Raw genomic sequence first — 26,710 nt, 5'->3', positions numbered from 1 at the left:
CTCCTTATGCCTGAACCAGTGGGCCGGGGTTTTTCAGGTACTGCTCGCGGATCGCCCGGGCCGACCAATAGGTCAGCGCCGCCACCAGGCCGGTAGGGTTGTAGCCCAAACCTTGTGGGAAAGCGGATGCGCCTGGCACAAACACGTTGTGTACATCCCAGCACTGCAGGTAACGGTTCAAGGCACTGGTTTTCGGGTCGGTGCCCATGATTGCGCCGCCGTTGAGGTGGGTGGTCTGGTACGACGCGGTGTTGAAGTGCTCACCGACCTTTTTGCCCAGCACGGCAATCGCCTTGGGGTTCATCGCTTCGGCGACTTTGCCCATTTTCTCGACCATGAAGCGGTTCATCTTGATGTCGTTTTCTTGCCAATCGAACGTCATCCGCAGCAGCGGCAAGCCGTAGGCATCCCGATAAACCGGGTCCAGATCCAGGTAGTTGCCCCGGTAGGATTGATGGGCGCCGTGGGCATCCATCGACACTTGGTGGGTGTAGTAATCGGCGGTCGCGCGCTTCCACGCGCTGCCCCAGGCCGGGGTTCCCGGCGGGTTGGACGTACCGGCAATCGGTCGGCTACCGGCCTGGTTGACCCACATCGGCGAGCCGCCCACAAAGCCGTGAGGCCCGTGGTCGAAGTTGTCGGCGTTGAAGTCATCAATGGCCACGCCATTGCCGCCCGCACCGATGAAGTTGTTGGTGTGGGTGTCCTTGTCGAAGAACGCCTTGATGGTCGCCATGTTCTGGTAGGCGAAATTCCTGCCCACCACACCTTCATTGGTGATCGGGTCGTAAGGCTTGCCGATTCCGGACAGCAGCATCAAACGCACGTTGTGGAACTGGAATGCGCCGAGGATCACCAGGTCTGCCGGCTGCTCGCATTCCCGGCCCTGGGCGTCGATGTACGTCACACCGGTGGCCTTGCGCTTGGTGCTGTCGAGGTTGACCTTGAGCACGTGGGAATTAGGCCGCAGTTCGAAATTCGGTACCTGGCGCAAAGCTGGCAGGATGTTCACGTTCGGCGAGGCTTTGGAGTACATGTAGCAAACATAGCCACTGCAGAAACCACAGAAGTTGCACGGGCCCATCTGCGCACCATAGGGGTTGGTGTACGGCCCCGAGGTATTGGCCGACGGCAGGTTGTAGGGTTTGTAACCCACATCGCTAGCCGCTTTTTGAAACAGTTGTGCGGAGACGGTGTTTTTCTGTGATTCCAACGGGAACGGATTGGAACGGTCAGGCGCATAGGGGTTGCCGCCACGGCCTTCACCGACGAGTTGGCCTTTCACCGTCCAGGCCTGGCCGGAGGTGCCGAAGACTTTTTCCGCGTAGTCGAAAAACGGCTCCAGCTCTTCATAGCTCACGCCGAAGTCCTGGATCGTCATGTCCTTGGGGATGAAGTTTTTGCCATAGCGCTCCTCGTAATGGGTGCGGATGCGCAACTCGATCGGGTCGACGCGAAAATGCACGCCCGACCAGTGCAGGCCCGCACCGCCGACGCCGTTGCCCGGCAAGAACGCACCCAACTGACGGTTAGGCAGCGCCACATCATTCACGCTATGGCGAATGGTCACCGTCTCTTTGGAAATGTCCTGGAAGAGTTTTTTACGCACGCTGTAGGTCAATTCGTCGATGACCTGCGGATAGTTGCCGTCCGGGTAAGTGTCCTGCATAGGCCCGCGTTCCAGCGCGACCACGTTGAGGCCCGCTTCCGTCAGCTCCTTGGCCATGATCGCGCCGGTCCAGCCGAAGCCGACGATCACTGCATCTACTTTCTTCATGATGGTCGCCACGTTTATGCCCTCTCACCGCGGATAGAAACTGCCGGGAAGGGGTATTGCTCGTTGCGTTCAACCCAGTCCATGAAGTCGGCGCGAGCGCCGGGGAAACCAATCATGGTCCAGCCGACCATGCCTTTGTTACCGCCGTGGATCGGGTCGCAGAAGAAGCCTTCCTTGGTATTTTGCAGCAGCAAGTTGAAGAACATCTTCGGCGGCACCGTCTCGAAATGCGCAGCAACTTCGCTACCGCCAGCCTCGAGGCGGCGCAGCATATCGTCTCGGGTAGCGCTGTCTTGCGCAGCAAAAGCTTTACCGTTGAACGCCTTCGACCATGCATCCGTCGCGGCAATGCCCAGACGATAGATCTCTTTGGGTACCAATTTGCTCTGCCAGCCCATCTCGGGCGGTGCGTCAGCGTTGAAGGGGCCTTGCATGAACCACAGGGCACCACTGGCGTAAGGCGTATTCATCTGGCGGTCGATGTATTCCGGTGCACCCGCTTCCAGGGCACCTGGGCCTTGGGCATCGGCGGGAATCAGGCGCTCGACGGCGGCATTGATAAACGCCCATTCCTCGGCGGTGAAATACGTAGGCTCATAGGCGTTGTCGCTGGCCGCAGGCTTCGCGGGCGCGGCCTGCGCTGGCTCTGGCGTAGCCATCAGCATCGAGCCGCCGAGGCCGGTGCTGGCAACCGTGACCACCGGGATCAAGGTCAAGGATTTGCGCAAAAAGTCACGCCGGGGGTTGTCTTGATCTTGATCAGACATGGTGGCACCTCATCATTTGGTCACGGGTTATCAGCTTCTAGTGAGCTTTTTGGCAATCAATAGTTACAAATGATAGCAGGCTAAGGATAAGGGGAATCGATTCAGCGACCTAAGTCGAATAAATGCAGGCAAAAAAAGTGGGAGCAGCTTGTGTGGGAGCTGATTTGCCTGCGATGCAAACACCTTAGTCGTCCTATCAGACCGAGGTGATGCTATCGCAGGCAAGCCAGCTCCCACACAAGCTGCTCCCACATTAGATCAGCGTATGACGCCTACTCTTTTTTCAGCTTCGGGTTGGGGAAAAACTGTACGGCTTGAATTTTAGGATCAGCCGGCGCTTTCAACGCTGAGGTGTTGACCCGCGTACCCAATTCCTTGGGCACCGACAGACCCTGGTCATTCAGTGTGTCGGTATAACCGCAGGCCACGCACTCGCGATGCGGCACGTTGTCCTCGGTCCACATTTTCAACTTGTCCGGCTCGCTGCACGCCGGGCAGACCGCCCCGGCGATGAATTGCTTTTTGGTAATCACAGGCCCTTCGCTCATGCTGCCGCGTCCTCACTCAGGCCGCTGTGGCGCAAGAGTGCGTCAATCGACGGCGCACGTCCGCGGAAGTCGACGAACAGCACCATCGGCGCCTGGGAACCGCCACGAGCCAGGATCGCCTCGCGAAAAGCACGGCCGGTTTCGGCATTGAGTACGCCGTCTTCTTCAAACTTGGAGAAGGCATCCGCCGAGAGCACTTCAGCCCATTTGTAGCTGTAGTAACCCGCCGCATAACCCCCGGCGAAGATGTGCGCAAAGCTGTTGGGGAAGCGGTTGTAGGCCGGCGGACGCATCACCGAGACTTCATCGCGCACGCCTTCCAGCACTTGCGCCACGCTGCGGCCATCCCCGTGGGTGGCATGCAGTTCGAAGTCGAACAGCGAGAATTCCAGCTGGCGCACCATCATCAGGCCGGACTGGAAGTTCTTCGCCGCGAGCATTTTTTCCAGCAGGTCCTGGGGCAGCGGCTCGCCGGTTTCGTAATGGCCAGAGATCAGCGCCAGGCCTTCCGGCTCCCAGCACCAGTTCTCCATGAACTGGCTCGGCAACTCCACCGCATCCCAGGCCACGCCGTTGATGCCGGACACACCGGCATGCTCGACGCGGGTCAGCAAGTGATGCAGGCCGTGGCCGAATTCGTGGAACAGCGTGGTGACTTCATCATGGGTCAGCAGGGCAGGCTTGCCGCTGTCGGCCGGGGTGAAGTTGCACACCAGGTTGGCCACCGGGCTTTGCAGTACACCGTCTACGGTGCGGCGACGGTCGCGCGCGCCGTCCATCCAGGCACCGCCACGCTTGTTGGCGCGGGCGTACAGGTCGAAGAAGAAGCGGCCGACGTGCTGGCCGTTTTCCTTGATTTCAAACAGGCGGACATCCGGGTGCCAGGTGTCGAAGCCTTTTTGCTCGGCGATCTCGATGCCGTACAGACGCTGGACGATCGCGAACAGGCCGCCGAGCACTTTGTCGATGGGGAAGTAGGCGCGCAGGGCTTCCTGGGACACGCTGTAACGCTGCTCACGCAGCTTCTCGCCGTAGAAACCGCTGTCCCAGCTTTGCAGGTCGGCGCAGCCTTGTTCGGCGGCATAAGCCTTGAGCTGTTGCAGGTCTTGGGCGGCAAACGGTTTGCTGCGCTTGGCCAGGTCACGCAGGAAGCTGAGCACCTGGTCGCTGGACTCGGCCATTTTGGTGGCCAGGCTCAACTCCGAGAAGGACGCGTAGCCCAGCAATTGGGCAAGCTCCTGACGCAAGTCGAGGATCTGTTCCATCACCGGGCCGTTATCGTTCTGACAGGCATTCGGGCCTTGGTCCGACGCGCGGGTGCAGTACGCCGCGTAGACTTCTTCACGCAGCGCGCGATCCTGGGCGTAGGTCATTACCGCGTAGTAGCTGGGGAATTCGAGGGTGATCAACCAACCGTCGAGGCCCTTGGCCTGGGCAGCGGCAGCCATTTGCGCCTTGGCCGAGTCGGTCAGGCCGGCGAGCGTGGCTTCCTCGGTAACGTGCTTGGTCCAGGCCTGGGTAGCATCGAGCAACTGGTTGGAGAACTTGCTGCCCAGCTCGGACAGCTTGCTTTGCACTTCGGCGTAGCGCTTTTGCTGTTCCGGCGGCAAATCGATGCCCGACAGGCGGAAATCACGCAGGGCGTGTTCCAGGATGGTTTTTTGCGCCACGTCGAAACCGGCAGCTTCCGGGCTATTGGCGAGGGCTTCAAAAGCCTGGAACAGCGCGCGGTTCTGGCCCATCTCGGTGGAATAGGCGCTCAACGCGGGCAGGCAGCCCTCATAGGCTTCGCGCAGTTCAGCGCTGTTGCACACGGCGTTGAGGTGGCTGACCGGGCTCCAGGCGGCGCCCAGGCGGTCGTTCAATTCATCCATCGCCAGGACCAGGCCGGCCCACGTCGGATTTTTCCCCTGGCTTTGCAGGATGCCTTCGATGGCAACACGGTTATCGGCAAGGATCTGTTCGATGGCCGGCTGGACGTGCTCGGCACGGATCGCCGAGAACGGCGGCAGGTCGTAGGACTGCAGAAGAGGGTTGTTCGCGCTCACGGTTGGCACCTTGGCTGAAGAAACTGATAAGACAAAGATGGGGCCATCTTAATTACAATCAACACCCACCGCAGCTATCAGCAGAAGAGAGAGAGGCTATCGTGACCCTTCGCACCTATCAGAACCACACGCCAACCCTGGACGCCGGGGCTTTTGTCGATATTTCGGCGGTGGTGATCGGCGATGTCGAAATCGGCACCGACAGCTCGGTTTGGCCACTGACGGTGATTCGCGGCGACATGCACCGCATCCGGATCGGTGTACGCACCAGCGTGCAGGATGGCTGCGTATTGCACATCACTCACGCCGGGCCGTTCAACCCGGACGGTTTCCCGTTGTTGATCGGCGACGATGTGACCATCGCCCACAAAGTCATGTTGCACGGTTGCACCGTGGGCAACCGCATCCTGATCGGCATGGGCAGCATCGTGATGGACGGCGCGGTGGTGGAAGATGACGTGATCATCGGCGCCGGCAGCCTGGTGCCACCGGGCAAGAAGCTCGAAAGCGGTTTTTTGTATGTTGGCAGCCCGGTTAAACAAGTCCGCGCGTTGACTGACAAGGAGCGCGCCTTTTTCACCTACAGCGCCGCGAACTACGTGAAGCTCAAAGACCTGCACCTGGCTGAAGGATTCGACCGATGAGCCTGCCCTACCAAACCGTCCTGTTTGACCTGGACGGCACCCTCACCGACCCGCGCGAGGGCATCACCCGTTCGATCCAATACGCCCTCGGCAAGCTGGGTATCGACGAGCCAGACCTGACAAAGCTGGAACATTTTATCGGCCCGCCGTTGCTGCAAGCCTTTATGCAGTTCTACGACTTCGATGAAGCCAAGGCCTGGGAGGCAGTGAATTTCTATCGCGAGCGTTTCAAAGTCACCGGCTTATACGAAAACCGCGTGTTTGACGGCGTGATGCCACTGTTGGAGGACTTGAATAGCCAGGGCCGCCAACTGTATGTGGCGACGTCCAAGCCTTGGGTGTTTGCCCGCGAGATCGCCCGGCACTTCGATTTTGCCAGGCATTTTAAAGTGATTTACGGCAGCGAGCTGGACGGCACGCGCACCAATAAGGTCGAGTTAATCGCCCACCTGATCAGTGAGGAAGGCCTGGACCCGGCCACCACCTTGATGATTGGTGATCGCAAGCATGACCTGGTCGGCGCGCGCAGCAACGGGCTGGATTCGGCGGCGGTGGGGTATGGGTTTGGCAGTTTCGAGGAGTTGAATGCCGAGGCGCCGACTTGGCATTTTGAGACATTGGCCGAGATGCATCAGGCGTTTATGCCGCGCAGCTGAAATAGCCTTCGCGAGCAAGCCCGCTCCCACATTCGACCGCATTCTCATGCTGGAAATCGGTCTATTGTGGGAGCTGGCTTGCCTGCGATGAGGCCCTAAAGCCCAACACCTTCCAACTGTTTCAACGCTGCTCTACGCTGCTCCACCGGCAACCCGCCCATCTTCTCCACCGCCGCATAAAACCTCACCCAATCCCCACCCTCCTGCGCAAACAACGCCGCAAACGCCGGTACCCACCTGTCATACAACCCAAACGGCAACAGCCGCGCATTGTTCATCGGCTGGTTGATCCAGGCGTCATACCGCTTATCACCGCCCCACTGGCTATCGCGCAATTGTCGGTAATCACTGCGCAAGCGCTCGAACTGCGCGGCCTTGGCCTGGCGCATCACGTCGGCCGCCAAGGGCTTGGCGTAGAGCGCTTCCAGGCGTTTACGGGTGTCGAGAATCAGGCGGATAAATTGGTCGCGCTGCTGCAGTGATGCGTTGCTAAGCGGTGCCAAACCTCGCGCGGCTCGCCATTGGCGAGTGCCTTCCTGCTCAACGAACGTGGCAAACGACTCATTGAACTCGGTGTCGTCCTTCACATAGAAGCGCTGGTGCGCCAGCTCATGAAAAATCAGCGTGGCCAGGCGTTCATCGCCCCAATTCATCATCGAATTCATGATCGGGTCGTTGAACCAACCCAGCGTGGAGTAAGCCTCGACGCCGCCAATCGACACATCCATGCCCCGCTGCTTCAACAACGCCGCCTCGCCCCGCGCCGCGCCCTGGTTGTAGTAGCCGCGATAGGCCACGCAACCGGCAATGGGGAAGCAATGGGTTTCAGGTGAAAGGGAAAATTCTTGCGTGGCGAAGACATTCCAGACCACATAAGGCCGGCCGATATCGGCGTACAGCCGGTAACTCTGGTTGTCAGGCAGGCGCAGATGTTCACTGGCGAACGTTCGCGCTTTTTGTGATTGCGCCAGGTGCTCGCGCAGCAGCGGTGGGCGGAAAGGGTCGGCGATAACCTGCGCCACTGGCTCCCGGGCCCGCAGCAATTGCCACTGGCCACTCGCCAATTGGCTGTAATAGCTCACGCTCGAGCAGCCGCTGAGCACCACCACCATCAGCCCTGGAAGAAAACGCCTGACCATGCCCCGACCGCTCCTGGGAAATCTGCCCGCCAGACTATCGCGCCTGCGTGGAATTTTTTCATGGCATGACGTGTTTATACTCATAGGGAGTCTGTTGCCGTCGGCGCCAGGCTTAATTCTCTCATCCCGTTGAGTGCCTGCCATGCGTCAGCTCTTGCTTCCCGTCGCCGCCCTGTTCCTCAGTGCCTGCACCACAACCCCTGTGCCACCGGCAGACCCGCAACAGGCCTGGGTCGATTTCACGACGCCGACGCCGGGGTCCAGGCTGGTGATGGCACAGCGTTTGGACGGTAAGAACCTGAATGATGGGCGTTACTTCCAAATGCCGCCCGGCAGTCACGAATTAATGGTGCGCTTCGATTTTGAAGTGCCCGCAGGCGGTGGCCTGGGCGGACTCAGCTCGATGATGTATCGCACCTGCTTCATGACCCTGCAATACGACCACTTCCAGGCTGGCCAACGCTATGTGCTGGAAGGGCGCTCGCTGGCCTTCACACCTAATATCCGGCTGTATGACTCGGCACGTCAGTTGCTCGCGGAAGAACGCAGCGTCAACTGCATCTGATCAGTCGTTGTTCTTCTGGTAGACGATACGCTTGGTACCGTTTTCGCACGAACCGACAAGCATGGCGCTGTCGTGATTCTTGGCTTCTTCGGCGGTAATGATTTCCAGGGTGTAGGAGGGAATAGCCTTGGCCTGGATCTTTACCTCGATCTCTTTCCTGAGCTCTTCACAATCTTTCGGAGCGGCCACAGCCGATGTGGCCAATACACCGCAGATGATCGCCAAGGCAAAACGTTTCATGTGTGAAGCTCCCTGAATGCATTGCGCACGAGTGTGCGGCTAAGGCTGCAATGGCTATAGGACCACATTTGTGAAACACGAGTTCTGATTTAACGCATAACTAAGTGTGGGAGCTGGCTCCCACACACGCCAGCTCCCACATTGGATCTGCTGTGTCAGTTAACCAGCGTGCCATCCAGGGTGATGGTCGCATTCAACACCTTGGACACCGGGCATCCTTCCTTGGCCTTCTTGCTCAGCTCATCGAACTGCGCCTGGCTCGCGCCTGGGATCTTGGCCTTGAGGGTCAAGTGCACGGCGGTGATCGCAAAACCACCCTCGACCTGATCCAGCGTGACGTCAGCCTGGGTGTCGATGCTGTCAGCCTTGAGCCCGGCGTCGCCGAGAATCATGGAAAACGCCATGGAGAAACAGCCAGCGTGGGCCGCGCCAATCAATTCTTCAGGGTTGGTGCCTTTGCCGCCTTCGAAACGGGCCTTGAAGCCGTAAGGTGCTTCACGCAATACGCCGGTCTCCGTAGAAATGGAACCCAGGCCAGTCTTCAGGTCACCTTCCCAATGCGCGGATGCTTTTTTAACGATACTCATAGCGGTCTCCTCGAACGGTGGTTTTGCTTCAGTAAGGGTTCTGAGGATAGTTGGCGTGGCAAAGTTCATCTTGTCGGAGAAACCTAGCAATTTAGTAGGAAATTTCCATTCCGCTATTGAATCTCGGGTATATGCCCTCATTGCATAGACCATGCACATGAAGCGGCAGGTTTTGGTTCGTCTAAGAAGCCTGCGCCCCCATTGGAGAAGCAGGCTTATGAAATCGCTGTCCGACGTAAAATTCTCGACCCTTGACCTCGTGCCCGTGCGCGCCAACGGCAGCCCGGCGCAGGCGCTGCGTAATTCCCTGGACCTGGCCCAGCATGTGGAAAAGTTTGGCTATAACCGTTTCTGGGTGGCCGAACACCACAACATGGACGGCATCGCCAGCTCTGCCACCTCGGTATTGCTGGGTTACCTGGCCGGCGGCACCTCGACCATCCGCGTCGGTTCCGGCGGTGTCATGCTGCCCAACCACGCGCCGTTGGTGATCGCTGAACAGTTCGGCACCCTGGAAAGCCTCTACCCCGGCCGTATCGACCTGGGCCTGGGCCGCGCACCCGGCTCCGACCAAATGACCGCCCGCGCCCTGCGCCGTGAGCGTTCCGGCAGCGCGGATGATTTTCCGGACGATGTGGCCGAACTGATGGCCTACCTGGGCCCACGCACGCCTGACCAACGGGTTATTGCGGTGCCCGGCAGCGGTACCAATGTGCCGGTCTGGCTGCTCGGTTCCAGCTTGTTCAGCGCACAACTAGCGGGCGAACGCGGTTTGCCCTACGCATTCGCCTCGCATTTCGCACCGCGTTTGATGCATGAAGCGATTCGCGTCTACCGCAACCACTTCAAGCCTTCAGCCGTGCTGGACAAACCCTACGTGATGCTCGGCATTCCGCTGGTCGCCGCAGACACTGATGAGCAGGCCGACTACCTGGCCACTTCGGTGTACCAACGCATCCTCGCGCTGATGCGCGGCCAAAGCCTGGTGCAGCGCCCACCGGTGGACAGCATGGACGGCCTGTGGCTGCCCCATGAAAAAGACGCGGTCGGCAGCTTCCTGGGCCTGGCGATGGTCGGCGGCCCGGCGAAGATTCGCGCCAAGCTGGAGGTGTTGATCGAGCAGACCGGCGCCGATGAGCTGATTTTCACCAGCGACCTGTACGAACATGCTGACCGGATTCATTCCTACGAGCTGCTCGCGCAAGTCATGAAAGGCTAAACCCGAAGCGAAAAAAAACCGACGCACTCGCGTCGGTTTTTTATGTCTGGAGCACGAGATTAACCGCGCTTGTAGACGATTTCCTTGGTACCGCCTTCGCAGCTGCCGACCACTTGAGCGTCGGTAGAAGCGCCTTTATCCACCACTTCGAGCGAATAACCTGAAGCGCCCTTGGCGTCGATTTTCGCTGCGATTTCGCTTTTCAGCTCTTCGCATGGCTTGCCCGCCGCCAGGGCTGTACCTGCAATGCTCAACAAACCGACTGCTAACAGAAACTTCTTCATCCGTTACTTCCTTACGCTGATCGAATAGAACGTGCCGACGCTGTCGCATCGGCACCCCAACGTTGTAGCGCAGGTTATGGCAATCGGCCAGTCAGCAAGTTCAACTCACAGGATCAACTGCTGGCAATTCGGAACCCTACCTTGAGCGTGACCTGATAGTGCGCAACCTTGCCATTCTCGATATGGCCGCGGGTTTCAGTCACCTCAAACCATTCCAGGTGCTTGATGCTCTTGTTGGCTTCAGCCACCGCGTTGTTGATGGCGTCTTCGATGCTGGTGGTGGACGAACCCACCAATTCGACTTTCTTGTACGTGTGATGATCAGACATGGCGTTTCTCCTGAGGTCTCTAGTGAGCGTAGCAGTCAATGTTCCTACTGCTTCTGGCGACGATTCGTCCTCGAAAGTTCAGATTTACTGCACTTTTTGAATAGGCCGCAGTCGGTATCTACACACGCCACTCAATCACTTCAGGAGATGTCCACATGGCCAACACTTCTTTACGCAAAGCGTCACTGGAAAGCATGGAAGCCGAGATTTCGAGCCTGCTCAAGTCCCTTGAGAGCCTCAAGGACGATGCGTCCGACGAGTCGCGCAAAACGTTGAAGGCCCTGAAAAGCAATGCCGAGAATGCCCTCAAGCACTCCCGTCATCTGATCAGCGATGCCTACGAAGAAAGCAAAGTCAAAATCCGCGAAACCAGCGTTGCTACCCGTGACTACGCGCAAGAGCACCCATGGACCACAGCCGGCGTTGCTGTCGGCGCACTGGGTCTGCTGGCAGCCTATCTGCTGTGCAAACGTGGTGACTGATTTTTTACCCGCTAATCAGCCTGTCGCAACAGCTCAACCTTGAGCCACTGCGCCAGTTGCCCGGCGCGCCCGTCTGCGGCGCGCTTGGGTAGCCACAACGCCAGGTGCGCCGGGGTTTCACTGAACCCCCACGGCGCCACCAGGCGACCCGCCCGCAAATCCTCTGCTACCAGCGGTTCCGGCGCAATCGCCACACCCAGCCCTGCCACCGCCGCCTCCAGCAAATAATATAAATGCTCAAAACCCTGGCCGTGCTTCAACGCGCCCGGCTTGATGCCGTGTTGCTGCGCCCAGCTGGGCCAGGCTTGCGGGCGCGATGTGGTGTGCAGCAACGCTTCATCGCACAACGCAGCGGCGGGTGCCTCGCGCAACCGCTCGTAACCGGCAAAACGCGGGCTCATCACCGGGCCGATGCGTTCGCTGGCCAGTTCATACACCTGCATATCCGCCGGCCAAGGCGGTTCGGCGAACACCAGCAGCGCATCCAGGCCGGGGCGGCGAGGATCAAGATCACCGTCACCTGCCGACAGGTGCAGGCGCAGATCCGGCAAGTCCGCATTCAAGCGACCCAGGCGCGGGATCAACCAACGCGCCAGCAGGCTGCCTGAACAGCCAAGCACGAAGGGCGCGTCAGCGCTGGCCTGGGTCAGCTCTGCACATGCATCCCTTAATCGCTCAAAGGCTTCGGCGCTGGCATCCCGTAGCCGCACGCCGGAATCTGTGAGTTTAAGGCCGCGCCCATCCTTGACGAACAAGCTGACACCCAGGTGTTCCTCCAACACCTTCAACTGCCGACTGACGGCGCCGTGGGTCACGTGCAATTGTTCGGCTGCTTGGCTGACGCTGTTCAGCCGCGCGGTGGCTTCAAACGCGCGAAGGGCATTGAGGGGTGGAAGGTCTCGGCTCATCTGTGAGTTTTCCTGACAGGTTACGGCGATCTTATCGGTTTTCAGCATAGGCCGTCAGGGGTAGAGTGGCCCTCATTGTTTCTCATACCGATTCTTTCCTGGAGCGTCCCATGACTCAGTCCCAGACCGATCTACGCAACGGCCCTGACGCCAGCGGCCTGTTTGGCGCGTTCGGCGGCCGTTACGTTGCTGAAACCCTGATGCCGTTGATCCTCGACCTGGCCCGCGAATACGAAGCGGCCAAGATTGATCCGGCATTCAATGAGGAATTGGCCTACTTCCAGCGCGACTACGTCGGGCGCCCGAGCCCACTGTATTTCGCCGAACGCCTGACCGAGTTCTGCGGCGGCGCCAAGATCTACCTCAAGCGCGAAGAGCTGAACCACACCGGCGCGCACAAGATCAACAACTGCATCGGCCAGATCCTCCTGGCGCGGCGCATGGGTAAAAAACGCATCATCGCCGAGACCGGCGCCGGCATGCACGGCGTGGCCACTGCCACCGTAGCCGCGCGTTTTGGCCTGCAATGCGTGATCTACATGGGCACCACCGACATCGAGCGCCAACAGGCCAACGTGTTCCGCATGAAGCTGCTGGGCGCGGAAGTGATCCCGGTGGTGGCCGGCACCGGCACCCTGAAAGACGCAATGAACGAAGCCCTGCGTGATTGGGTGACCAACGTTGAAGACACCTTCTACCTGATCGGCACCGTGGCCGGCCCACACCCGTACCCGGCGATGGTGCGTGACTTCCAGGCCGTGATCGGCAAGGAAACCCGCACCCAACTGCAAGCCCAGGAAGGCCGCCTGCCGGACAGCCTGGTCGCATGCATCGGCGGTGGCTCCAACGCCATGGGCCTGTTCCACCCGTTCCTGGATGACACCAGCGTCGAAATCATCGGCGTGGAAGCCGCCGGCCACGGCATCGAAACCGGCAAGCATGCCGCCAGCCTCAACGGCGGCGTACCGGGCGTGCTGCACGGCAACCGCACCTTCCTGTTGCAGGACGACGACGGCCAGATCATCGACGCCCACTCGATTTCTGCAGGCCTGGACTACCCTGGCATCGGCCCTGAACACGCCTGGTTGCATGATATCGGCCGCGTCCAGTACACCTCGGTGACCGACGATGAAGCCCTCGATGCATTCCACAAATGCTGCCGCCTGGAAGGGATTATTCCTGCACTGGAAAGCGCCCACGCCCTGGCCGAAGTGTTCAAACGCGCACCGACCCTGCCGAAGGATCACTTGATGGTGGTCAACCTGTCCGGCCGTGGCGACAAAGACATGCAGACCGTCATGCACCATATGGACCTTTCTCAACAAGAGCATGCAAAGCAGGAGAAACACTGATGAGCCGCCTGCAAACTCGCTTTGCCCAACTCAAAGAACAAAACCGCGCCGCCCTGGTGACCTTCGTTACCGCCGGCGACCCAGGCTATGACACCTCGCTGGCCATCCTCAAAGGTTTGCCCGCCGCTGGCGCCGACGTGATCGAGCTGGGCATGCCCTTCACCGACCCGATGGCCGACGGCCCGGCGATCCAGTTGGCTAACATCCGTGCGCTGGAAGCCAAGCAGAACCTGGTGAAAACCCTGCAAATGGTCCGCGAGTTCCGCAAGGACAACAATGACACGCCGCTGGTGTTGATGGGCTACTTCAACCCGATCCACAAATACGGTGTGCCGCAGTTCATCGCCGACGCCAAGGAAGCCGGTGTGGATGGCCTGATCGTGGTCGACATGCCGCCTGAGCATAACGGCGAACTGTGCGACCCGGCCCAGGCCGCCGGTATCGACTTTATCCGCCTGACCACGCCGACCACCGATGACGTGCGCCTGCCGACCGTCCTCAACGGCAGCTCCGGCTTTGTGTACTACGTGTCGGTAGCCGGTGTGACCGGTGCTGGCGCCGCTACCCTGGAGCACGTCGAAGAAGCCGTGACTCGCCTGCGTCGGCATACCGACCTGCCGATCAGCATTGGTTTCGGTATCCGCACCCCGGAACAAGCCGCAGCGATCGCGCGCTTGGCGGACGGTGTGGTGGTGGGTTCGGCGCTGATCGATCACATCGCCAATGCCAGCAATGACCAACAAGCCATCGACGGCGTGTTGAGCCTCTGCGCGGCGCTGTCGGAAGGCGTACGTAACGCCCGTAAGTAAAGGCCCCGTAACCAGTAGGTAAAGTTCCTGATACAGAGGAATCAACCCGCTCGGGCACAGCCTAAACAGCAAGACCAAGGGATTTCGAACCTCGTTCGAGATCCCTTTTTTGTGTGTGTGCCCTGAGGAATACCCGATGAAAATGCCCAAATCCGTGATTGCAGGCCTTGGCGTGCTGGTGCTCGGCGCCAGCGCCCTGGTGCAGGCCGCGCCGTACGACCAAGGCGGCCCTGACCGTGGCGGTCCACCAGGCCAGCACGAACAACGTGGCGACGAGCATCGCGGCCCGCAGGACAACCGTCGCGGCGGCCCACCCCAGGATTTCGGCCCGGTGCGGCAGATCATCCACGACAATCACGGCCAGTTCTCCCGTGGCGCACCGCCACCGCCGAATGTGCGCCTGGTGCGTGGCCAGCCGTTGCCGCGTGGCTACTACGGCGAACGCCTTGACGGCCGTGCCCTGGCACGCCTGCCGGTGTACCCGGGTTACGAATGGCGCCGCTCCGGGCCGGATGTGGTGCTGATCGCCGTGGGCACGGGCGTCGTTTATGAAATCCTGGATGGCGTGTTGAACTGACCACGCGACAGCTGCATTTCTTCCGCTAGGCTTGGAGGGGAACACACCGTTCCCCTCTTAACCCACTTCATGCCTATTGCCGTCTAACCACCTCTGCAAGCCACGTATTTCTTGCCTCTCGGTCGTTAAGTTATTCGCATCAGAAGTCATCTTTGGCTCCCCGGAGTACAACATGGCATTTGATCTCATCACCGCATCGGACCGCCGCCACTCAACCTTACAAAAAGGCTTCAACCTGCGCTGGCCACTGGGCAATGTGCAGGGTCAATCCGCACCTAATGGCGCCGACCTGATTTACCTTTGTTACACCCCGCAGGACATCATCGCCGCAGCCGCTCAGGCGCTGGCGGTGCCCAATGGCCGGATCACCGTGCGCAGCGGCGGTCATTGCTATGAAGGTTTCGTGTCGAACAAGATGCCCAACAGCATCAATGAGGCACTGTCGATTCTGGATATCAGCCAACTCAACCAAGTGCTGTACGACGCCAACGGACAGATCCGCTCCGACCTGGTACCCACCTCACCTCATCGCTACAGCTTTCGCCTGGAAGCGGGCGGCCAGAACTGGGACGCCTACGTAGCGCTGTACAAATTGGCTAACAAGAGCCTGCCCGGCGGCTCGTGTTACTCGGTCGGGCTGGGAGGCCATATCTGCGGGGGCGGCTATGGGTTGCTGTCGCGCAAGGATGGTTTGGTGTGCGACTGGTTGAGCGGTGTCGATATGCTCGTGCCAAACGCCCAAGGCGACGGCCTGATACCGGTGCATGTAGCCCGCAATAGCACAGATCAGGACGAGCTGGATCTGTTTGCCGCGTGCTGCGGCGCAGGCGGCGGGCAGTTCGGGATTATCACCAGCTACTACTTCGAAGACTTGCCTGACGCCCCCAATGAAGTGCTGTGGCTGGTGATGGAGTGGGACTGGTCGCTGCTGACCAAGCCAGCGCTCGACAACCTGCTGACGGCTTATCAGGACTGGTTTGCCCGCAACCAAGCCCACCCAGACACCTGGGGCCTGGCGACCAAGTTGGAAATGCGCCATCAGAACACCGGCAATGTCACCCTGGATGTTCATTATGTGGACAAGGATGGCGGGCTGAATGATCGGGCAGCCTTCGATGATTTCGTGACCGCCATGCTCAATGCCATCGGCATTCCCGCCACCGAATGCCTCAGCCAACTACCCACGACCCACCTGCCACGCAGCAACCCGGCAGGGCGCACGATCAACTCACTGTCGACGGCGCTGGCGGCCACACGTCAAATGGATTGGCTGCATTGCCAGCAGACACTCAACGGGTCCGGGCCCAACCAGCGTGGCCGGTATAAGTCGGCTTACCAGACAGGCGTGTTCACCCCAACGGTGCTGCAGGCGATCTGGGACACGCTGACGTGGAATGATTCTGAGAAATTTCTGACTCAAAGCCTGATCCAGATCCAGTCGTTCGGTGGGCAGATCAATGAAGCCAGCGCCGCAGTCCGCCGTGAATCATCAGTCGCGCAGCGCTCGTCGTACTTGAAGTGGCAACCACAGTGCTATTGGCGTGATGAAGAGATCGCGGCGGATCAAGCACATGAGAAGTGGATCCAAGGGTTGTTTTTCGCAGCCTTCGCCAATGACAGTGGCGTTCCGGTCAATGCCCAATTCCAGGGGTGCTACATCAATTACCCGGACCGCGACATGCTGTTTATTGGCGGCGACCCAAGCAAGGGCCTGAACCCGCAGTGGTACAAGATCTTCTTCCCTGACCTCATGATCGAAAGCCGCCTGCGCCGCACCAAACAGCGCTGGGACCCGCTGAATGTGTTCCGCAACGAAATGTCTGTGCCATGACCCAGGGCAGAGGGCGACCGCGAGGTCGCCCTTTTTTTTACAACTCGATCCGCTCGACCTTGCCGACCAGCAAGATGTAGGACAGCGCCCCAAGCAACGCCAGCACCGCGATATAGGTAATCGCTGGCGCAAACGAATCACCGCTGGCCAGAAAGCCAATCACGATCGGCGTGGCAATCGCCGACAGGTTGCCGATGAAGTTGAACACACCACCGGTCAAACCCAGCAGCCGTGCAGGCGCGAGAGTCGAGACCAGCGACCAGGTGATCGACGCCAGGCCATTACCAAAGAACGCCACCGCCAGGAACGCAATCACCCACGCGGTCGAGTCCACATAGTTGGCGCCGATGATCGCCGTGGAAATCAGCAAACCGCCAATGATCGGCAGCTTGCGTGCAAAACCCACCGACGCGCCGCGACGAATCAACCAGTCGGAAAAAAGCCCGGAACACAGCACACCGACAAACGCCGCAAGGAACGGCAGCGATGCCAGCAGGCCGGACTTGATGAAGTCCATGCCGCGATACTTCACCAAATAGGTCGGGAACCACGTCAGGAAAAACCACAGTGTGGAGTTGAGGCAGAACTGCCCCAGGTAGATCCCCCAGAGTTTGCGCTTGCTCAACACGATGCCCAGGTCGACCCAACTGAACGGCGCCTTGACGGTTTTTTCCTGCATGTCGACCAGCCCGCCGCCTTCACGGATCAGCTCGATTTCCGCAGCGTTCGCGCCTTTGAAATCCTTGGGCTCGCGGTACACCGCGTACCAGATCACCGCCCACACAATCCCCACGCCACCGGTCGCCACAAACACCATGTGCCAGCCAAACGCATGCTGCAGCCAAGCCAGTACCGGCGTGAGAAATGCCAGCCCGACAAACTGGCCCGAGGTGTAGACGCCAATCGCCGTGGCGCGCTCACGCTCGGGAAACCAGGTGGTGACCACACGGCTGTTGATCGGATAGGCCGGCGCTTCCAGCGCGCCCACCGCCATGCGCAGCACGAACAACGCGATAAAGCTGGCGGCGAAGCCGAGCATTACGGTGGCGATGGACCACAACAGCAGTGCTGCGGTGTAGAGGATGCGCGGTGGCACGCGATCGACCAGCCAGCCACCGGGGATTTGCATGGCGGCGTAAGTCCAGCCGAAGGCGGAGAAGATCAGGCCGACGTGCACCGGGTCGATCCCCAGTTCACTGGTCAGCGCCGGGGCGGCGATCGACAGGTTGCTGCGGTCGAGGTAATTGATCACCACGGTGATGAATAACAGCACCATGATGAAAAAACGCTTTCTGGTAGGCGTGACTAAAGACGCCTGCCCGGTGAAGGATTCAGGGTGCATGAGGGGGTGCCTCTTCTTATGTTTATTGAGGACAAATCTTGCTGAAAGAACCCGGTCAATGTGGGAGCAGGCACGCCAGCGCCCACATTTTGAATGGGTTTCTTCAGAGAACTATCACCACTCGGCAAAGCTGCCGTCGGCATGGCGCCAGATCGGGTTGCGCCAGCGATGGCCGATGGCCGCGCGTTCGATCACGTATTCCTCGTTGATCTCGATACCCAGGCCCGGTCCGTTAGGGATTTTCACGAAGCCTTTGTCGTAATCAAATACACGCGGGTCCTTCACATAGTCGAGCAAGTCGTTGCTCTCGTTGTAGTGAATGCCCAGGCTTTGTTCCTGGATAAACGCGTTGTAGCAAACCGCGTCCAGTTGCAGGCAAGCCGCCAAGGCAATCGGGCCCAGCGGGCAGTGCAGGGCCAGGGCCACGTCGTAGGCTTCGGCCATGTTGGCGATCTTGCGGGTTTCGGTGATGCCGCCGGCGTGGGAGGCGTCCGGCTGGATGATGTCGACGTAGCCTTCGCTGAGCACGCGCTTGAAGTCCCAGCGCGAGAACAGGCGCTCGCCCAGGGCAATCGGGGTGCTGGTCAACGGTGCCAGCTCCTTGAGGGCTTCGTAGTTTTCGCTGAGCACTGGCTCTTCGATAAACATCAGTTTGTACGGGTCCAGTTCTTTCATCAGCACCTTGGCCATGGGCTTGTGCACCCGGCCATGGAAGTCGACGCCAATGCCGACGTTCGGGCCGACCGCATCACGCACGGCGGCGACGTTGGCCAAAGCCAGGTCGACTTTTTCGAAGCTGTCGACGAACTGCAATTCTTCGGTACCGTTCATTTTCACCGCAGTGAAGCCACGGGCCACGGCTTCCTGGGCAGCACGAGCGGTGTCGGCCGGGCGGTCGCCGCCGATCCACGAGTACACGCGAATCTTGTCACGTACCTGGCCACCGAGCAGGTCGCTGACCGACACGCCAAGAGCCTTGCCCTTGATGTCCCACAGCGCCTGGTCGATACCGGCGAGGGCGCTCATGTGCACGGCGCCGCCGCGGTAGAAACCCCCGCGATAGAGCACGGTCCAGATGTCTTCGATGTTGCGTGGGTCTTTGCCGATCAGGTAGTCGGACAGTTCTTCGACGGCAGCCGCCACGGTGTGGGCGCGGCCCTCGACTACGGGCTCACCCCAGCCGGTCACACCCTGGTCGGTCTCGACCTTGAGGAAGCACCAGCGCGGCGGGACGATAAAGGTCGTCAGTTTGGTGATTTTCATCTGTTATCTCTCTTATAGATGCGGCGCCTGTGGGCGCGAAACTTGAATTCAGTTCAGGGCTTTCCAGGCGGCGACATACGCCTGGGCGCGGCTCGCTACCTGATCCACTGTCATGCCCGGTTTGAACAACCCGGAACCCAGCCCGAAGCCTTTGGCGCCGGCGTCGATAAACACCTGCATGTTGTCCGGGGTGATGCCACCCACCGGCAGCAACAACGTGCCTGCCGGCAATACCGCCAGCCACGCCTTGATCACCGACGGGCCCATTTGCTCGGCCGGAAACAACTTCAACACATCGGCACCTTCGGCCAGTGCGGCGAAGGCTTCGGTGGGCGTTGCTACACCCGGTGAAAGGAACAGGCCCGCTGCTTTGGCGGCGCGCAATACCTTGGCATCGCTGTGGGGCATCACGATCACCTGGCCACCAGCGGCTTTCACCTGCTCGACCTGCTCAGGCAGCAACACCGTACCGGCACCGATCAGGCAATCGGCGGGCAGGCTGTCGCGCAGGGTGCGGATGCTGGTGTAAGGGTCGGGCGAATTCAGCGGGACTTCGATCACCCGAAATCCGGCCTCGTACAGCACCTGGCCAACGGCCTTGGCTTCGTCCGGGCGGATACCGCGCAGGATGGCGATCAAACCGTTTTGCGCGAGTGCTTGCTTGAGCATGTCAGGCCTCCGATACAGGTTGAGTGAGCCCGGCCGCCACTGCCAGTTGCCACAGGCCGCGTTCGCTGGCTTCCTGCGCCAGGCTGACGTGGGCGAAGCCGCAGAGGGCCAGGGCGCGTTGATAGCGGGCGCAGAGTGGCGCGGCACCGACCAGAATGATCGGCGTGTGTTTGGCCTTGCCGGGCAAGCCGGCGAGTTCATGGCCGATGAGCAAACCCGAGAGGTAATCGGGCTGTTCGTCGGGGGCGAGTTCGGCGGTGAGCCCAAGGGTGCGCGCGCTGAACAAGGTGGACAGCACGCCGCGCTGGCCGTCTTTGGAGAGCGCCACTTGCACGCCTCGGTCAAACGCTTCGACTTGGAATATTTCAGACGGTTGCTGGGTACGGCCGAGGATGCTGTGCTTGCTCAGTACTGCAAACAGCTCACCGGTCATGAAGGTGTCGAAGTGAGTGATGCAGCCATCGACCACCTCGACCCACTTGGAATGGCTGCCGGGCAGGCCGATCAATACATCGGCGCCCAACCCTTGCAGCACGCCCAATACTTGGGTTTCTTCGCCGCGCATGACGTTAGGCAAACCGACCTGCTCGATTACACCGGGCACGATATGCACATCGACCCCACGCAAGCTGCGCACCTTATGCAGCGCCTGGCCCAGGCGGGCAACGTCAACCGGCGTATTGCGGTAAGCCGCTTCGCTCCAACCCTGGGCGCTGCCGACCATGCCACAGGCGATCACCGGGAGGCCGGGTTGCGCCTCGAGCCAATCCCCGCACGCCGCATCGAACGCCAACTCAAAGCCATCGCTGCAGCGCACGCCGGCGATGTCGCGGGGCTCGCTGGGCAAATGCATGATGCCCCACGCCAGCGAGCGCTGTTCCAGCACTACGCCTGCGGGGCCGAGTTTATAAGCACGAAGGGAACTGGTTCCCCAATCGAGCGCGATCAATTGCGCCTGCATCGCTTCACCTGAGTTCTGAGCGGATGCAGCGAATATAAACCTACGCGCGAGGAAGTCTCAATATATAAATATCAATCCCATATTTAGGGATGGCATTTAAGAAAAAGCTGACAAGTTCAGTTCCCGCATGGCCCCCATCCAGATGGCATAGTCGGTGTGATCTTTCAGGTCATCGCCGGTATCCGGGTGCAGGAACACCACCAGCCCATTGCGATGGATGACCAGCCACGGCAACACCACGCCAATGTATTCGGCGTCGAACGCGAGCTGGCAGCTCCAGTCCGGGTGCGGGCCCACGGGCCGTTCGTGCACACGGCCCATGCGCAGCGGGAAAAGCTTGGCGGCGTCTTCGCACAAGGTGCGCGCCTGCTCAATGGTGCTGGCGTCAAAGTAGATATGGGCGTGATAGCCCTTGATACGTTGCATGACCGACTCCGGATCCAATGTGCGCCAAATCCTAGACCGCAATGGACGGCAGGGCCAGCCCGGTCAGCGACTGCGCGCTGCTGGCCTGCTCGGCCACCAGCCAGTCGACAAACCGCTCCACCAGCTGCCCCCGGCGTTTGCGTTGGGGCTGCACCACGTAATAGCCGAAACGCGAGATGACGGTGTCGCTGAGCGGTCGGCACAGCCAGTTCTGCTCCAACAGGTTATCCACCAGATGGCGCCAACCGATGGCCAGACCCTGGCCGGCAATCGCGGCCTGGATCAGCAGCGTGTAGTTGTCGAAGCGCAGTTGGCCGGGCGTGGGCGCCGTGGCGATGCCCAGTTCGCGAAACACGCCGCTCCAGTCGAACCACTGGCTGTTATTTTCCTGGCGCAGGTGCAGCAAGGGGAAATCGTACAAATTTTGTACAGTCAGCGGTGTGGCCTGGTTCTTCAGCCACTGCGGGCTGCACACCGGGAACACTTCCTCGTTGAACAACCACAGGCTGTCGCCCTGCTTGAAACGCCCGTCGCCAAACAGCACCGCCACATCGATATCGCTGCGCAGGGTGGCGTGGTTGCGTTCGCTGGTCACCAGGCTCACATCCACCTGGGGGTTGGCTGCGTGAAAGCGATGCAAACGCGGCATCAGCCAATAGGCGGCGAATGCGAAGTCGGTGGCCACTTGCAGCACCTCGTGCTGATCCTGCTCGGTAATCGCACTGAGGCCCGCGTTGATGGCCTGTAAACCGCCCTGCACATGCTCGAACAACAGGGCACCGGCGTCGGTCAGTTCGATACCCCGGTAGATCCGATCAAACAAACGGATCGCCAGTTGCTCTTCCAGGCGCTTGATCTGCTGGCTGATGGCCGGTTGGGTGGTGCCCAGCTCCATCGCGGCGGCGGTAAAGCTGCGGTGGCGCGCTGCGGCTTCGAAGGCGCGCAGCAAATCGAGGGACACGTCACCGAGGGCTTCATACATAAGCTGTGCTTATCCTAGACATTGCTTTTCATGGGCTTTACCCCAATTTCCATGGGCTGCATGCTCATTCGCATAAACACCGCCTATGGAATGCCGAGAACCCATGAAGCGCAAGAACATTCTTTTTATCATGGCCGATCAAATGGCCGCGCCGTTGCTTCCGTTCTACGGTTCTTCGCCTATCAAGCTGCCTAATCTAAGCCGCCTCGCCGCACAGGGTGTGGTGTTCGATGCGGCGTACTGCAACAGCCCGTTATGCGCGCCGTCGCGCTTCACGCTGGTCAGCGGCCAGTTGCCGAGCAAGATCGGCGCCTACGACAACGCCGCCGATTTTCCCGCCGATGTACCGACCTATGCCCACTACCTGCGTCGCCTCGGCTACCGCACGGCGTTGTCGGGCAAGATGCACTTCTGCGGGCCAGACCAACTGCACGGTTATGAAGAACGCCTGACCAGCGATATTTACCCCGCCGACTACGGTTGGGCGGTGAACTGGGACGAGCCGGACGTACGCCCGACTTGGTATCACAACATGTCCTCGGTGCTACAAGCCGGCCCGTGCGTGCGCACCAACCAGCTGGATTTCGACGAAGAAGTGGTGTTCAAGGCGCAGCAATACCTGTTCGACCACATCCGCGAGGACGGCGACCAGCCGTTCTGCCTGACCGTGTCGATGACGCACCCACACGATCCGTACACAATTCCCAAGCCTTTCTGGGACCTGTACGACGACGCCGACATCCCGTTGCCTGCAACGCCCGCGCAAGGTGATCTCGACCCGCACTCCCAGCGCCTGCTCAAGGTCTACGACCTGTGGGACAAGCCGCTGCCTGTGGATAAGATTCGTGATGCGCGCCGTGCCTACTTCGGCGCGTGCAGCTACATCGACAACAATGTCGGCAAGCTTCTGCAAACCCTGGAAGACACCGGCCTGGCTGACGACACGGTCATCATCTTCTCCGGCGACCACGGCGACATGCTCGGCGAGCGCGGCCTCTGGTACAAAATGCACTGGTTTGAAATGGCCGCCCGCGTGCCGCTGCTGGTCAGTGCGCCGGGGCAATTCGCGCCGGGCCGCGTAACCAAGGCCGTCTCCACCGCCGACCTGCTGCCGACGCTGGTGGAACTGGCCGGCGGCGAGCTTGACCCGCGCCTGCCGCTGGACGGCCGCTCGCTGGTCCCGCACTTGCAAGGGCAGGGCGGGCACGACGAAGTGTTTGGCGAATACATGGCCGAAGGCACTGTCAGCCCGCTGATGATGATTCGCCGGGGTGCCTACAAATTCATCTACAGCGAAGACGACCCTTGTCTACTGTTCGATGTACACAACGACCCGCACGAGCGGGAAAACCTCAGCCAGTCACCGGAACACCGGCCACTGTTCGAGGCGTTTTTGAGTGAGGCGCGGGCCAAATGGGACATCCCGGCGATCCACCAACAGGTGCTCGCCAGCCAACGTCGCCGTCGCCTGGTGTTTGAAGCACTGACCCAAGGCAAGCTGAAGAGCTGGGATCACCAGCCATGGGTGGACGCCAGTCAGCAGTACATGCGCAACCACATCGACCTCGACGACCTGGAGCGCAAGGCACGTTATCCACAACCCTGCCAAAACCAATAAATAGACTGAGGGAAGGCCATGCAAAAGTTGACTGTAGTGCTGGGTATGTTGGTGTTGAGTAGCGCCAATGTGTACGCGGACGCCAGTTGCGAGACCGTGAAGATGGCTGATCCGGGCTGGAGCGATATCGCCGCCACCAATGCCATCACCGGTTTTTTGCTGACGGGCATGGGCTATAAGGCCAAGGTCGACACCCTCGCGGTGCCAATCACTTTTGGTGGGCTCAAGGACGGCCAGGTGGATGTGTTCCTGGGCAATTGGATGCCGGCGCAGCAGGGCTTTTACGACAAATTCGTGGCCAATGGCGATGTGGTGCAACTGGCGAAAAACCTCGACGGCACCGAGTTCACCCTCGCCGTGCCCGACTACGTATGGGACGCCGGGGTGCATGACTTTGCCGACCTGAACACGTTTGCGGACAAGTTCGACAAGAAAATCTATGGCATCGGCTCCGGTGCGCCGGCGAATATCTCGCTGCAGGAGATCATCAAGAAGAACGACTTCGATCTCGGCCAGTGGAAGCTGGTGGAGTCCAGCGAACAGGCGATGCTTGCCGAAGTCTCGCGGGCCGTTAAGAAGCAGAAATTCGTCACCTTCCTTGGCTGGACGCCACACCCGATGAACGTGCAATTGAAAATGCACTACCTCAAAGGCGGCGAGAAATACTTTGGCGACACTGGCAGCGTGTACACCCTGACCCGCAAGGGTTACGCACAGGCCTGTCCGAACGTAGGCAAATTGCTGACCAACCTGAGTTTTACCCAGGAGATGGAGAACAGCATCATGGCTGAGGTGGCCAACAACAAGGTCAGCAATGCGGATGCGGCGAAAGCGTGGATCAGGGCGAATCCGGCGGTGCTGGATAAATGGCTGGACGGCGTAAAAACCCTGGATGGCAAGGATGCGTTGGCGGCGGTAAAAGCCAAACTCTAAAGCCCAACACCAATCCCTTGTGGAAGCTGGCTTGCCAGCTTCCACAAGATCCGGTGTGTACTGATACCCTGAGCCAAACCTTTTCTACCCGAGCCTTCGATGCCCCGGCCCAACCGCCACACACTTTTCCCCTTCCTCGCCTGGCTCCCGCGCCAAACCCGCGCCAGCGTCGGACGCGATGCAATCGTCGGTCTCAGCGGCGCCGTGCTCGCGCTGCCGCAGTCGATTGCCTACGCGCTGATCGCGGGTCTCCCACCCGAGTACGGCCTGTATGCCGCGATCATCCCAGTATTGATCGCCTGCCTCTGGGGCTCATCCTGGCACCTGATCTGCGGCCCCACGGCGGCGATCTCCATTGTGCTCTACGCCAGCGTCAGTCCGTTGGCCGTGCCGGGGTCACAGGACTACATCACGCTGATCCTGCTGCTGACATTCCTTGCCGGGGTGTTTCAGTGGTTACTCGGCATGCTGCGCTTTGGCACTTTGGTGAATTTCGTCTCCCATTCGGTGGTGCTGGGTTTCACCCTGGGTGCTGCGGTCGTGATCGCACTGGGGCAGTTGCCCAACCTGCTGGGCCTGGATTTGCCGAGCCAGGCCACGGCGATCAAGAGTTTACTGGCGCTTGTGGATCACGGTGGAGAATGGGACCACGCCTCTCTCACCCTTGGCCTAGGCACTTTGCTGGTCGGCGCACTGCTCAAATACCTGGTGCCCCGCTGGCCGACGCTGTTGATCGCCCTGGCACTCGGCAGCCTGGCGGCGTGGCTGTGGCCCGCCCTGTTCGGACATGTGGCACGGGTCAGTTCGTTTATCGGCAAACTGCCACCGTTCAGCCCGTTGCCGATGGACCTGGACATGATCCTGCGCCTGCTGCCCAGCGCCGTGGCGGTGGGCATGTTGGGGCTGGTGACCAGCCTGTCGATTGCCCGCTCGCTGTCGGCGCGTTCACAGCAATTGCTTGATGCCAACCAGGAAGTCCGTGCGCAGGGTTTATCCAATATCGTTGGCGGATTTTTCTCCGGCTATCTGTCGGCCGGCTCCTTTACCCGCTCGGGCCTCAGCTATGAGGCGGGCGCCTGCTCGCCGTTGGCCGGCGTGTTTTCCGCGCTGTGGGTGGCGTTGTTCGCGTTGTTGGGTGCGGCGCTGATCGCGCACATTCCAATCCCGAGCATGGCCGCGAGCATCCTGCTGATTTGCTGGGGTTTGGTGGACCATCGCGGCATTCGCGCGTTGTTCCGCGTCAGTCGCGCTGAGTTTGTGGTGATGAGCCTGACGTGCGTGGCGACCTTGTTGCTGGAGCTGCAAACGGCGATTTACGCCGGGGTATTGGCGTCGCTGTTTTTCTATCTCAAACGCACGTCGCAACCTCGGGTTCAGCAATGGCGAGACGGGGATGAAGATGTGCTGCGGGTGGGCGGCTCGATCTTTTTTGGCGCCAGCCATTATCTGCAGGTACGCCTGCAAAGTTTGCAGGGCGAGCGGGTGGTGATTGAGGCGCAGCAGATCAACTTTATCGATTATTCGGGGGTGGAGATGCTGCACCAGGAAGCGCGAAGGTTGAAGGGGTTGGGGCGAAGTTTGACATTGCGCCGGGCCAGGCCGCAGGTGGTGGAAGAACTGAAGAAGCTGGAAGGACCGGCAAACTGCCCCCTCCATTTCGAAGACTGAACGCAGTTAAAACTGTGGGAGCTGGCTTGCCTGCGATAGCGGTGGATAAGCCATTACATCTGTATCTGCTGGACCGCCATCGCAGG

At 60.1% G+C, this 26,710-nt stretch carries 28 protein-coding genes; 12 read left to right on the top strand and 16 right to left on the bottom strand.

What is annotated here, in order from left to right; genetic code table 11:
* Positions 1-4: 4 nt before the first annotated feature.
* The 4 genes from BFP95_RS12520 to prlC form a co-directional block, all read right to left on the bottom strand.
* A complete protein-coding gene (locus BFP95_RS12520; protein ID WP_065875616.1) occupies positions 5-1,789 on the bottom strand; it encodes a GMC family oxidoreductase in 1,785 nt (594 codons plus the stop codon).
* 2 nt (positions 1,790-1,791) lie between these two features.
* Positions 1,792-2,544, bottom strand: a complete 753-nt coding sequence (locus BFP95_RS12515) for a gluconate 2-dehydrogenase subunit 3 family protein (RefSeq protein WP_065875615.1) — start codon at positions 2,542-2,544, stop codon at positions 1,792-1,794.
* A gap of 272 nt (positions 2,545-2,816) precedes the next feature.
* Positions 2,817-3,092 carry a YheV family putative zinc ribbon protein gene (locus BFP95_RS12510; RefSeq protein WP_049710768.1) on the bottom strand — a complete coding sequence of 92 codons (276 nt, stop codon included), beginning with the start codon at positions 3,090-3,092 and terminating at the stop codon, positions 2,817-2,819.
* Positions 3,089-5,140, bottom strand: a complete 2,052-nt coding sequence (gene prlC, locus BFP95_RS12505; RefSeq protein ID WP_065891269.1) for an oligopeptidase A — start codon at positions 5,138-5,140, stop codon at positions 3,089-3,091. The genes BFP95_RS12510 and prlC overlap by 4 nt, the downstream gene beginning before the upstream one ends.
* Positions 5,141-5,241: 101 nt before the next feature.
* Here prlC and BFP95_RS12500 point away from each other — a divergent pair, with 101 nt between their 5' ends.
* Together BFP95_RS12500 and BFP95_RS12495 are read left to right on the top strand one after the other, a co-directional pair.
* Positions 5,242-5,784 (top strand): gamma carbonic anhydrase family protein, encoded by a 543-nt coding sequence (locus BFP95_RS12500; protein WP_065910195.1) that lies wholly within the window; start codon positions 5,242-5,244, stop codon positions 5,782-5,784.
* Positions 5,781-6,440, top strand: coding sequence for an HAD family hydrolase (locus BFP95_RS12495; RefSeq protein ID WP_065875612.1), 660 nt, complete (start codon positions 5,781-5,783; stop codon positions 6,438-6,440). The genes BFP95_RS12500 and BFP95_RS12495 overlap by 4 nt, the downstream gene beginning before the upstream one ends.
* A 95-nt stretch (positions 6,441-6,535) precedes the next feature.
* Here the strand turns inward: BFP95_RS12495 and BFP95_RS12490 are convergent, their stop codons facing one another.
* The gene (locus tag BFP95_RS12490) at positions 6,536-7,579 is read right to left on the bottom strand and encodes an aminopeptidase (protein ID WP_065891271.1); all 1,044 of its coding nucleotides are present in this window, start codon (positions 7,577-7,579) and stop codon (positions 6,536-6,538) included.
* Positions 7,580-7,721: 142 nt separating this feature from the next.
* Here BFP95_RS12490 and BFP95_RS12485 point away from each other — a divergent pair, with 142 nt between their 5' ends.
* Positions 7,722-8,144 (top strand): PA0061/PA0062 family lipoprotein, encoded by a 423-nt coding sequence (locus BFP95_RS12485; protein WP_065875610.1) that lies wholly within the window; start codon positions 7,722-7,724, stop codon positions 8,142-8,144.
* Here BFP95_RS12485 and BFP95_RS12480 read toward each other — a convergent pair whose 3' ends face one another.
* Together BFP95_RS12480 and BFP95_RS12475 are read right to left on the bottom strand one after the other, a co-directional pair.
* Positions 8,145-8,384, bottom strand: a complete 240-nt coding sequence (locus BFP95_RS12480; RefSeq protein WP_049710774.1) for a DUF1161 domain-containing protein — start codon at positions 8,382-8,384, stop codon at positions 8,145-8,147.
* Positions 8,385-8,539: 155 nt separating this feature from the next.
* Entirely contained in the window at positions 8,540-8,971 is a 432-nt protein-coding gene (locus BFP95_RS12475) for an OsmC family protein (RefSeq protein ID WP_065875609.1), read from the bottom strand.
* 217 nt (positions 8,972-9,188) lie between these two features.
* Between BFP95_RS12475 and BFP95_RS12470 the strand changes: the two genes are divergently transcribed.
* Positions 9,189-10,190, top strand: a complete 1,002-nt coding sequence (locus BFP95_RS12470; RefSeq protein WP_065891272.1) for an LLM class flavin-dependent oxidoreductase — start codon at positions 9,189-9,191, stop codon at positions 10,188-10,190.
* A gap of 59 nt (positions 10,191-10,249) precedes the next feature.
* Here BFP95_RS12470 and BFP95_RS12465 read toward each other — a convergent pair whose 3' ends face one another.
* Together BFP95_RS12465 and BFP95_RS12460 are read right to left on the bottom strand one after the other, a co-directional pair.
* Positions 10,250-10,474, bottom strand: coding sequence for a DUF1161 domain-containing protein (locus tag BFP95_RS12465; protein WP_049710777.1), 225 nt, complete (start codon positions 10,472-10,474; stop codon positions 10,250-10,252).
* A gap of 113 nt (positions 10,475-10,587) precedes the next feature.
* Positions 10,588-10,803, bottom strand: a complete 216-nt coding sequence (locus BFP95_RS12460; RefSeq protein WP_049710778.1) for a dodecin — start codon at positions 10,801-10,803, stop codon at positions 10,588-10,590.
* Positions 10,804-10,958: 155 nt separating this feature from the next.
* Here BFP95_RS12460 and BFP95_RS12455 point away from each other — a divergent pair, with 155 nt between their 5' ends.
* The gene (locus tag BFP95_RS12455; protein WP_032885107.1) at positions 10,959-11,285 is read left to right on the top strand and encodes a DUF883 family protein; all 327 of its coding nucleotides are present in this window, start codon (positions 10,959-10,961) and stop codon (positions 11,283-11,285) included.
* A gap of 11 nt (positions 11,286-11,296) precedes the next feature.
* Here the strand turns inward: BFP95_RS12455 and BFP95_RS12450 are convergent, their stop codons facing one another.
* Entirely contained in the window at positions 11,297-12,193 is an 897-nt protein-coding gene (locus tag BFP95_RS12450) for a LysR family transcriptional regulator (protein WP_065875672.1), read from the bottom strand.
* A 110-nt stretch (positions 12,194-12,303) separates the two neighbouring features.
* Here BFP95_RS12450 and trpB point away from each other — a divergent pair, with 110 nt between their 5' ends.
* From trpB to BFP95_RS12430, 4 genes are all read left to right on the top strand, one after another.
* A complete protein-coding gene (gene trpB, locus BFP95_RS12445; RefSeq protein WP_065875607.1) occupies positions 12,304-13,545 on the top strand; it encodes a tryptophan synthase subunit beta in 1,242 nt (413 codons plus the stop codon).
* Positions 13,545-14,354 (top strand): tryptophan synthase subunit alpha, encoded by an 810-nt coding sequence (gene trpA / locus BFP95_RS12440; RefSeq protein WP_065875606.1) that lies wholly within the window; start codon positions 13,545-13,547, stop codon positions 14,352-14,354. The genes trpB and trpA overlap by 1 nt, the downstream gene beginning before the upstream one ends.
* Before the next feature lie 136 nt (positions 14,355-14,490).
* Positions 14,491-14,931, top strand: coding sequence for an anti-virulence regulator CigR family protein (locus BFP95_RS12435; RefSeq protein WP_065875605.1), 441 nt, complete (start codon positions 14,491-14,493; stop codon positions 14,929-14,931).
* A 172-nt stretch (positions 14,932-15,103) separates the two neighbouring features.
* Positions 15,104-16,762, top strand: a complete 1,659-nt coding sequence (locus BFP95_RS12430) for a BBE domain-containing protein (RefSeq protein ID WP_065875604.1) — start codon at positions 15,104-15,106, stop codon at positions 16,760-16,762.
* Positions 16,763-16,799: 37 nt separating this feature from the next.
* On the opposite strand, the gene BFP95_RS12425 is transcribed toward BFP95_RS12430, so the two are convergent.
* The 6 genes from BFP95_RS12425 to BFP95_RS12400 form a co-directional block, all read right to left on the bottom strand.
* Positions 16,800-18,104 (bottom strand): MFS transporter, encoded by a 1,305-nt coding sequence (locus BFP95_RS12425; protein WP_065875603.1) that lies wholly within the window; start codon positions 18,102-18,104, stop codon positions 16,800-16,802.
* A 114-nt stretch (positions 18,105-18,218) separates the two neighbouring features.
* On the bottom strand, positions 18,219-19,367 hold the full coding sequence (gene dgoD / locus BFP95_RS12420; RefSeq protein WP_012721479.1) for a galactonate dehydratase: 1,149 nt from the start codon (positions 19,365-19,367) through the stop codon (positions 18,219-18,221).
* Positions 19,368-19,415: 48 nt separating this feature from the next.
* Entirely contained in the window at positions 19,416-20,036 is a 621-nt protein-coding gene (locus BFP95_RS12415; RefSeq protein ID WP_065875602.1) for a 2-dehydro-3-deoxy-6-phosphogalactonate aldolase, read from the bottom strand.
* Position 20,037: 1 nt separating this feature from the next.
* Complete coding sequence (locus tag BFP95_RS12410) at positions 20,038-20,997, bottom strand: 2-dehydro-3-deoxygalactonokinase (RefSeq protein ID WP_065910192.1); 960 nt, start codon at positions 20,995-20,997, stop codon at positions 20,038-20,040.
* A gap of 96 nt (positions 20,998-21,093) precedes the next feature.
* Complete coding sequence (locus BFP95_RS12405; RefSeq protein ID WP_065875600.1) at positions 21,094-21,423, bottom strand: DOPA 4,5-dioxygenase family protein; 330 nt, start codon at positions 21,421-21,423, stop codon at positions 21,094-21,096.
* 31 nt (positions 21,424-21,454) lie between these two features.
* Positions 21,455-22,405: a choline sulfate utilization transcriptional regulator gene (locus BFP95_RS12400; RefSeq protein WP_065910190.1), complete on the bottom strand. Its 951-nt coding sequence runs from the start codon at positions 22,403-22,405 to the stop codon at positions 21,455-21,457.
* A gap of 103 nt (positions 22,406-22,508) precedes the next feature.
* Here BFP95_RS12400 and betC point away from each other — a divergent pair, with 103 nt between their 5' ends.
* The 3 genes from betC (at position 22,509) to BFP95_RS12385 (ending at position 26,624) form a co-directional block, all read left to right on the top strand.
* Positions 22,509-24,023 (top strand): choline-sulfatase, encoded by a 1,515-nt coding sequence (gene betC, locus BFP95_RS12395; protein WP_065910188.1) that lies wholly within the window; start codon positions 22,509-22,511, stop codon positions 24,021-24,023.
* 18 nt (positions 24,024-24,041) lie between these two features.
* Positions 24,042-24,956, top strand: a complete 915-nt coding sequence (choX, locus tag BFP95_RS12390) for a choline ABC transporter substrate-binding protein (protein ID WP_065875597.1) — start codon at positions 24,042-24,044, stop codon at positions 24,954-24,956.
* Between the two features lie 99 nt (positions 24,957-25,055).
* Complete coding sequence (locus BFP95_RS12385) at positions 25,056-26,624, top strand: SulP family inorganic anion transporter (protein ID WP_065875596.1); 1,569 nt, start codon at positions 25,056-25,058, stop codon at positions 26,622-26,624.
* Positions 26,625-26,710: the final 86 nt, after the last annotated feature.

Source organism: Pseudomonas sp. 58 R 12 (assembly GCF_900005865.1).
GTDB classification, from domain to species: domain Bacteria; phylum Pseudomonadota; class Gammaproteobacteria; order Pseudomonadales; family Pseudomonadaceae; genus Aquipseudomonas; species Aquipseudomonas tritici.
This window is presented reverse-complemented; position numbering and strand designations above follow the sequence as displayed.

What these genes read in the sequence shown, in the direction of transcription:
- BFP95_RS12415 (WP_065875602.1), bottom strand. Translation starts at nt 20,036, where the DNA reads ATGCTCAAGCAAGCACTCGCGCAAAACGGTTTGATCGCCATCCTGCGC.
- BFP95_RS12465 (WP_049710777.1), bottom strand. Translation starts at nt 10,474, where the DNA reads ATGAAGAAGTTTCTGTTAGCAGTCGGTTTGTTGAGCATTGCAGGTACA.
- BFP95_RS12400 (WP_065910190.1), bottom strand. Translation starts at nt 22,405, where the DNA reads ATGTATGAAGCCCTCGGTGACGTGTCCCTCGATTTGCTGCGCGCCTTC.
- BFP95_RS12510 (WP_049710768.1), bottom strand. Translation starts at nt 3,092, where the DNA reads ATGAGCGAAGGGCCTGTGATTACCAAAAAGCAATTCATCGCCGGGGCG.
- BFP95_RS12515 (WP_065875615.1), bottom strand. Translation starts at nt 2,544, where the DNA reads ATGTCTGATCAAGATCAAGACAACCCCCGGCGTGACTTTTTGCGCAAA.
- BFP95_RS12485 (WP_065875610.1), top strand. Translation starts at nt 7,722, where the DNA reads ATGCGTCAGCTCTTGCTTCCCGTCGCCGCCCTGTTCCTCAGTGCCTGC.
- BFP95_RS12430 (WP_065875604.1), top strand. Translation starts at nt 15,104, where the DNA reads ATGGCATTTGATCTCATCACCGCATCGGACCGCCGCCACTCAACCTTA.
- dgoD (WP_012721479.1), bottom strand. Translation starts at nt 19,367, where the DNA reads ATGAAAATCACCAAACTGACGACCTTTATCGTCCCGCCGCGCTGGTGC.
- BFP95_RS12460 (WP_049710778.1), bottom strand. Translation starts at nt 10,803, where the DNA reads ATGTCTGATCATCACACGTACAAGAAAGTCGAATTGGTGGGTTCGTCC.
- BFP95_RS12450 (WP_065875672.1), bottom strand. Translation starts at nt 12,193, where the DNA reads ATGAGCCGAGACCTTCCACCCCTCAATGCCCTTCGCGCGTTTGAAGCC.
- BFP95_RS12405 (WP_065875600.1), bottom strand. Translation starts at nt 21,423, where the DNA reads ATGCAACGTATCAAGGGCTATCACGCCCATATCTACTTTGACGCCAGC.
- trpA (WP_065875606.1), top strand. Translation starts at nt 13,545, where the DNA reads ATGAGCCGCCTGCAAACTCGCTTTGCCCAACTCAAAGAACAAAACCGC.
- BFP95_RS12470 (WP_065891272.1), top strand. Translation starts at nt 9,189, where the DNA reads ATGAAATCGCTGTCCGACGTAAAATTCTCGACCCTTGACCTCGTGCCC.
- BFP95_RS12455 (WP_032885107.1), top strand. Translation starts at nt 10,959, where the DNA reads ATGGCCAACACTTCTTTACGCAAAGCGTCACTGGAAAGCATGGAAGCC.
- BFP95_RS12425 (WP_065875603.1), bottom strand. Translation starts at nt 18,104, where the DNA reads ATGCACCCTGAATCCTTCACCGGGCAGGCGTCTTTAGTCACGCCTACC.
- BFP95_RS12490 (WP_065891271.1), bottom strand. Translation starts at nt 7,579, where the DNA reads ATGGTCAGGCGTTTTCTTCCAGGGCTGATGGTGGTGGTGCTCAGCGGC.
- BFP95_RS12435 (WP_065875605.1), top strand. Translation starts at nt 14,491, where the DNA reads ATGAAAATGCCCAAATCCGTGATTGCAGGCCTTGGCGTGCTGGTGCTC.
- trpB (WP_065875607.1), top strand. Translation starts at nt 12,304, where the DNA reads ATGACTCAGTCCCAGACCGATCTACGCAACGGCCCTGACGCCAGCGGC.
- BFP95_RS12410 (WP_065910192.1), bottom strand. Translation starts at nt 20,997, where the DNA reads ATGCAGGCGCAATTGATCGCGCTCGATTGGGGAACCAGTTCCCTTCGT.
- BFP95_RS12385 (WP_065875596.1), top strand. Translation starts at nt 25,056, where the DNA reads ATGCCCCGGCCCAACCGCCACACACTTTTCCCCTTCCTCGCCTGGCTC.
- betC (WP_065910188.1), top strand. Translation starts at nt 22,509, where the DNA reads ATGAAGCGCAAGAACATTCTTTTTATCATGGCCGATCAAATGGCCGCG.
- BFP95_RS12495 (WP_065875612.1), top strand. Translation starts at nt 5,781, where the DNA reads ATGAGCCTGCCCTACCAAACCGTCCTGTTTGACCTGGACGGCACCCTC.
- BFP95_RS12480 (WP_049710774.1), bottom strand. Translation starts at nt 8,384, where the DNA reads ATGAAACGTTTTGCCTTGGCGATCATCTGCGGTGTATTGGCCACATCG.
- choX (WP_065875597.1), top strand. Translation starts at nt 24,042, where the DNA reads ATGCAAAAGTTGACTGTAGTGCTGGGTATGTTGGTGTTGAGTAGCGCC.
- BFP95_RS12475 (WP_065875609.1), bottom strand. Translation starts at nt 8,971, where the DNA reads ATGAGTATCGTTAAAAAAGCATCCGCGCATTGGGAAGGTGACCTGAAG.